The sequence below is a fragment of the Bradyrhizobium sp. genome, assembly GCF_049512235.1.
Lineage (GTDB): Bacteria > Pseudomonadota > Alphaproteobacteria > Rhizobiales > Xanthobacteraceae > Bradyrhizobium.
The window spans coordinates 1-4,304 of the sequence record NZ_JBEKXH010000522.1 but is presented as its reverse complement, the minus strand read 5'-3'; the positions used below and the strand labels follow the sequence as shown (position 1 = coordinate 4,304).

Genomic DNA, 4,304 nt, shown 5'->3' with positions numbered 1-4,304 from the left:
CTCGCCGAGCGTCTCTAGCGCACTGCCGAGATTGTTCTTCGTCAGCGCCCAGTCAAGCGGGACGCGCTCGCGGGTCCATTCCTCCAGCGCCGCCCGATAGGCGGCAACCGCCTCCTCAAGACCCGACGTGCCGCTCTCCCGCTCGCCGAGCGTCCAGAGCGCGTTGCCGAGATTGTTCTGCGTCATCGCCCAGTCAAGCGGAACGCGCGCGCGGCGCCTTTCCTCCAGCGCCGACCTGAAGGCTTCGACCGCCTCCTGCAGACGCGACATGCCACTCTCCCGCTCACCAAGTCTCCAGAGCGCCAGGCCGAGATTGTTCTGCGTGATCGCCCAGTCGAGCGGGACGCGCTCCCGGGTCCATTCCTCCAGCGCCGCCCTGAAGGCTTCGACCGCCTCCTCCAGACGCGACGTGTCGCTGTCCCGTTCGCCGAGCCTCTCCAGCGCAAGGCCGAGACTGTTCTGCATCCCGGCCCACTCGAGCGGAACCCGCGCGCGGGGCGCAAGCGTCAAAATATGGCGATAGCTATCAATGGCCGACGCTGCCGCACCATTGTCGCCCAACTCGTCTCCCTGGCGATAAAGCGCATCGGCCTGACGATTCAAATAGGCAACATGATCTTCCGGATGGCTCGGCGGAACGTATCCCGCGGCTCGGCCAAATAAATCCGCGGCCTCGGTGTATCGCCGCTCGGTCAGTGCAAGATCGCCCTCCACGGCCGTCGACTCCGCCGCGCCGAGCATTTCTGTGTCTTCGGCAACTTGTGCCTGCTGCCGGAGCTTTCGCGCTTGCTCGGCAGCGGCGACCTGCGACAGGGTCGCCTGGCGCAACAGATCATGGGCATGCTCAAAATGGCCGCCTTCAATCTCAGCCTTCGCCTGGATAACCAGCTCCCGTGCGGTGTCGTTGCCCGGATTCAACGCCTGCGACTGCGCCAACAATCGCTTGTAGTCATTGGCTACCTTCGTGAGCACTTCGCCAAGCCGCTCATCCGGCACATTGGTTTGTTCGCCAACAATGCGCAGCAGCGTCCTGGTTGCTTCCGCAGTGACGCCAAGCGTTTTGCTGATATCGACGATCCGATCCATCAGGGGCTCTGTCGCGCCCTTGACCGCTGCCGCGGTGGCCTGCTTCAGCTGCGCGTCGGTCAGCCCAAAATTGCAGGTGATGGAATTATTGCTGGCGTTTTCGCCGGTCGCGATGCTGCATGGCCCGGCATCTATTTTCCTGTCGCCCAGAGCGAGCGCCGCATGCGAGGTGACAATGGTCAGAAAGGCCGCCGCCGGCAAGCAACGCCTATGCGCTCGCCCCACCATCGCTTCGTCGCGGCGCTGCCGGGCACGACGCAGGGCTCCGACGACGATAAGGCGGAGCATGGGGACTCGTTGCCCGCGCGGCAATAGGGGCGTCTGATCAATGATCGGCCGCACCAGCAGGGCGACCAACCCGGTCGCGATCCCGGCCAATCCAGCGATGACACCGGGAGCCTCGAGAGCCGAAAGGTCCATTTCTGGTACCCCTATACGCGGGTGCCCTCCGCGTGCTGCGGGCTGCCAGCGCGCGTGCAAGCCCGCAGGCTCCGGAGGCGGCACCACCCCATCAATTCCCATATTCGGCGAAAATGCAACGCGGGATTGAGCTTACGGTATGTGCAATTTACTTGAACGAATATGGCGACCGATTGCGTATCAGGGAAATCGATCCGGACTTCCTGGCTTCGGCCGCCGGTTACCTGAGATAGCCAATGTGTCACGATGGGCACGCCGTACATCGCGATCACGAAGCCCAGGATGCTCGCGCCCAGGGCCGGCCACGTCGGTCTCCGAAAGATGAACACGTCGCGGCTGAACCCCCGTCGCGACGACCAGAGCCATACGACCGCCACGTCGAACCAACCGACGACAGCATAGGACAACATTCCATAGAGCCGAATGTTCGCTGCTGTTGGTAGTTCGACAGCCGCCCCGTGCACCATTTGCCAGGCTGCTACGGCGGAAACGCCGATAGCCATCGCGATCACCGCCAGTCCAATGGGGGCCAGTGCCATCACAAGAACAAGTATGCTCTCGCGCCAGCCGCCGGTGGCCGCGGCAATCTGAAGGCCGATGTCTTCGCTGGAAGTTGACGACTATTGACAGTGCAACCGGTGCATACGATTGTATCGACGTCGGTCGGGTCTGATAGTTGTGATTGCGCGCGGCACGGGCTCGATCGGATGTGCCACTTCGTGAGGCGTGCCGCCGAACCGGGAGGCGATGATGGCAAGCAGTCCAAAGTCCGTTGAAGCCGCGACGATGATTGCGGGGACCAATCCTCATTTGGTATTTGTGGGACCCCATTGCCCTGGCCGTACCAGTGATCCGGCGGTCGGCGGAGTCGAACATACCGAGTTCTTCCTGCAACTCGACAAGCCGACCCAGAACAAGGTGATGGCGGCCAAGCTTGACGGCGAGGCGGCAATCCACAAAGCGCTGGCCGACGCCCACACCCAGATCGCCAGCATCCTGAAGTCTGGTGGATAGCGGCTGGTCGGGCGCGATCCCTGTCCGCGCACCGCGGGCGGGCGCGGCGGAAGTGGCGCTGGTCGGCTTCCAGGACCAAGGCAATCTCGGCCTGGGGTATTTGGCCGCGGTGCTGCGGCGGCACGGCTGCGCGATCGAGATGATCGAGGTTCGCGACAATCCCGAAGCGATTGCCGCGCGATTGCTGCAACAGCAGCCGCTTGTTGTAGGGTTCTCGCTCATCTTCCAGTTCTTCCTGCCGCAGTACCGCCGCATCGCCCGGCATCTGCGCGCGGCCGGCATCAGGTGCCACTTCACCATCGGCGGGCACTATCCGAGCCTTTGCCATGACGAACTGCTGACGAACTTCCCGGAGATCGACAGCGTCGTGCGCTACGAGGGCGAGGAGACGCTGATCGAGCTTGTCGACCGGCTGCGCGCCGGCGCGGACTGGCGCGACATCAGCGGGATTGCCTATGCGCGCGATGGTGAGGTCGTGGCGACGCCCCCAAGGCCGCTGGTCGAGGATCTCGATGCATTGCCGTTCCCGGATCGTCCCTACGAGCCCGAGCGGGTCGGTGGGTTTCCGACCCTGCCGGTGCTGGCGAGCCGAGGCTGCATCCGCCGCTGTTCATTCTGCTCGATCCATACTTTCTACCGCACGGCGCCGGGCAAGGTCGTGCGGGTGCGCAGGCCGGAAAAAGTGGTCGAGGAAATGCTCGAGCTGCACCGCCGCCACGGCGTGCGCGTCTTCCTGTTCCAGGATGATGATTTCCCGCTATGGGGCCGCAAGGGGCGCCGCTGGGCCGACGAACTGATGGCGCGCATGCACGACAGCGGGCTTGCCGACAACACCATCTGGAAGATCAGCTGCCGAGCCGAATATGTCGAGCCGGAACTGTTCGCGGCCATGCGCGAGGCTGGCCTGTTCCTGGTCTATATGGGGATCGAGTCCGGGGTCGAGACCGGGCTCGATATCCTGTTCAAGCAGATGACCGTCGAGCAGAACCTCTCCGCGGTCGCAACCCTCAAGCAGCTCGATATCGTGTACTCCTACGGCTTCATGCTGTTCGATCCGTCGAGCACGTTCGAATCGGTGCGCCAGAACATCGGCTTCCTGCGCCGGATCGTCGGCGACGGCAGTGCACCGGCGGTGTTCTCGCGCATGCTGCCTTATGGCGGCACGCCGATCCGCGACCAACTGGCCCGGGAGGGACGGCTGCGCGGCGACCTGACGCACCCCGACTACGACTTCATCGACCTCAGGCTCAACGAGTATTACCGGCGGCTCAGCGACACCGTGCGGCCATGGATCCACAATCAAGGCCTGTCGAACCAGTTGAGCTATGCCTGGGACGAGATCGAGACATTCGAACGGCTGACCCCGGGCTTGCGGGGAGCCAAAGCCTATCGCAGGGCCCTGGCCAGGCTGACGGCGCACGTCAACGAGCGTCTGTTCCGCCTGGTGGAAGAGTCCTCGCTGGCGTTCGAGCAAGGTGACCGGTCGCTGCTCGACCCCGAGGGCGTCGCCGCCTATTGCGAGCGGACGCGGGCCAAGCTTGTTGACCTGCGCAACATGTTCGTCGCCAACAATCTCGAGCCGCTGAACGCGCGCATTAACGCCGACTGCTCTACCGGCCCGGTGCTGCGCCCGCAGATCCATTAGTACTGCGTTTCCGAAGTTCGAATCATATCGACCCTTGCGATGCTGCGCTCCCTCTCCCGCTCTTCGCGGGGGAGGGTTGGGGTCATAGGCGCTAGGTTAAGATCTGGACACGATGAATCTCGATGTGATTCAAGCTTGG

The 4,304-nt window shown here is 63.6% G+C and carries 4 protein-coding genes and 1 pseudogene; 3 read left to right on the top strand and 2 right to left on the bottom strand.

Translation table 11 applies throughout. The features are described from left to right. Window positions 1-996: pseudogene (locus ABSG20_RS30915) on the bottom strand (tetratricopeptide repeat protein); the annotation flags it as partial. A gap of 6 nt (window positions 997-1,002) precedes the next feature. Between ABSG20_RS30915 and ABSG20_RS30910 the strand changes: the two are divergent. Next, on the top strand, window positions 1,003-1,401 hold the full coding sequence (locus tag ABSG20_RS30910) for a hypothetical protein (RefSeq protein ID WP_423868247.1): 399 nt from the start codon (window positions 1,003-1,005) through the stop codon (window positions 1,399-1,401). Between the two features lie 116 nt (window positions 1,402-1,517). On the opposite strand, the gene ABSG20_RS30905 is transcribed toward ABSG20_RS30910, so the two are convergent. Continuing rightward, a complete protein-coding gene (locus ABSG20_RS30905) occupies window positions 1,518-2,045 on the bottom strand; it encodes a hypothetical protein (RefSeq protein WP_423868246.1) in 528 nt (175 codons plus the stop codon). 211 nt (window positions 2,046-2,256) lie between these two features. Here ABSG20_RS30905 and ABSG20_RS30900 point away from each other — a divergent pair, with 211 nt between their 5' ends. Both ABSG20_RS30900 and ABSG20_RS30895 read left to right on the top strand, forming a co-directional pair. Next, window positions 2,257-2,520: a hypothetical protein gene (locus tag ABSG20_RS30900; RefSeq protein WP_423868245.1), complete on the top strand. Its 264-nt coding sequence runs from the start codon at window positions 2,257-2,259 to the stop codon at window positions 2,518-2,520. Next, the gene (locus ABSG20_RS30895; RefSeq protein ID WP_423868244.1) at window positions 2,513-4,165 is read left to right on the top strand and encodes a B12-binding domain-containing radical SAM protein; all 1,653 of its coding nucleotides are present in this window, start codon (window positions 2,513-2,515) and stop codon (window positions 4,163-4,165) included. The genes ABSG20_RS30900 and ABSG20_RS30895 overlap by 8 nt, the downstream gene beginning before the upstream one ends. Window positions 4,166-4,304 lie beyond the last annotated feature (139 nt).

Bases quoted from the DNA above. Each gene is read 5' to 3' on its own strand.
- ABSG20_RS30905 (WP_423868246.1), bottom strand. From the start codon at position 2,045: ATGGCACTGGCCCCCATTGGACTGGCGGTGATCGCGATGGCTATCGGC.
- ABSG20_RS30900 (WP_423868245.1), top strand. From the start codon at position 2,257: ATGGCAAGCAGTCCAAAGTCCGTTGAAGCCGCGACGATGATTGCGGGG.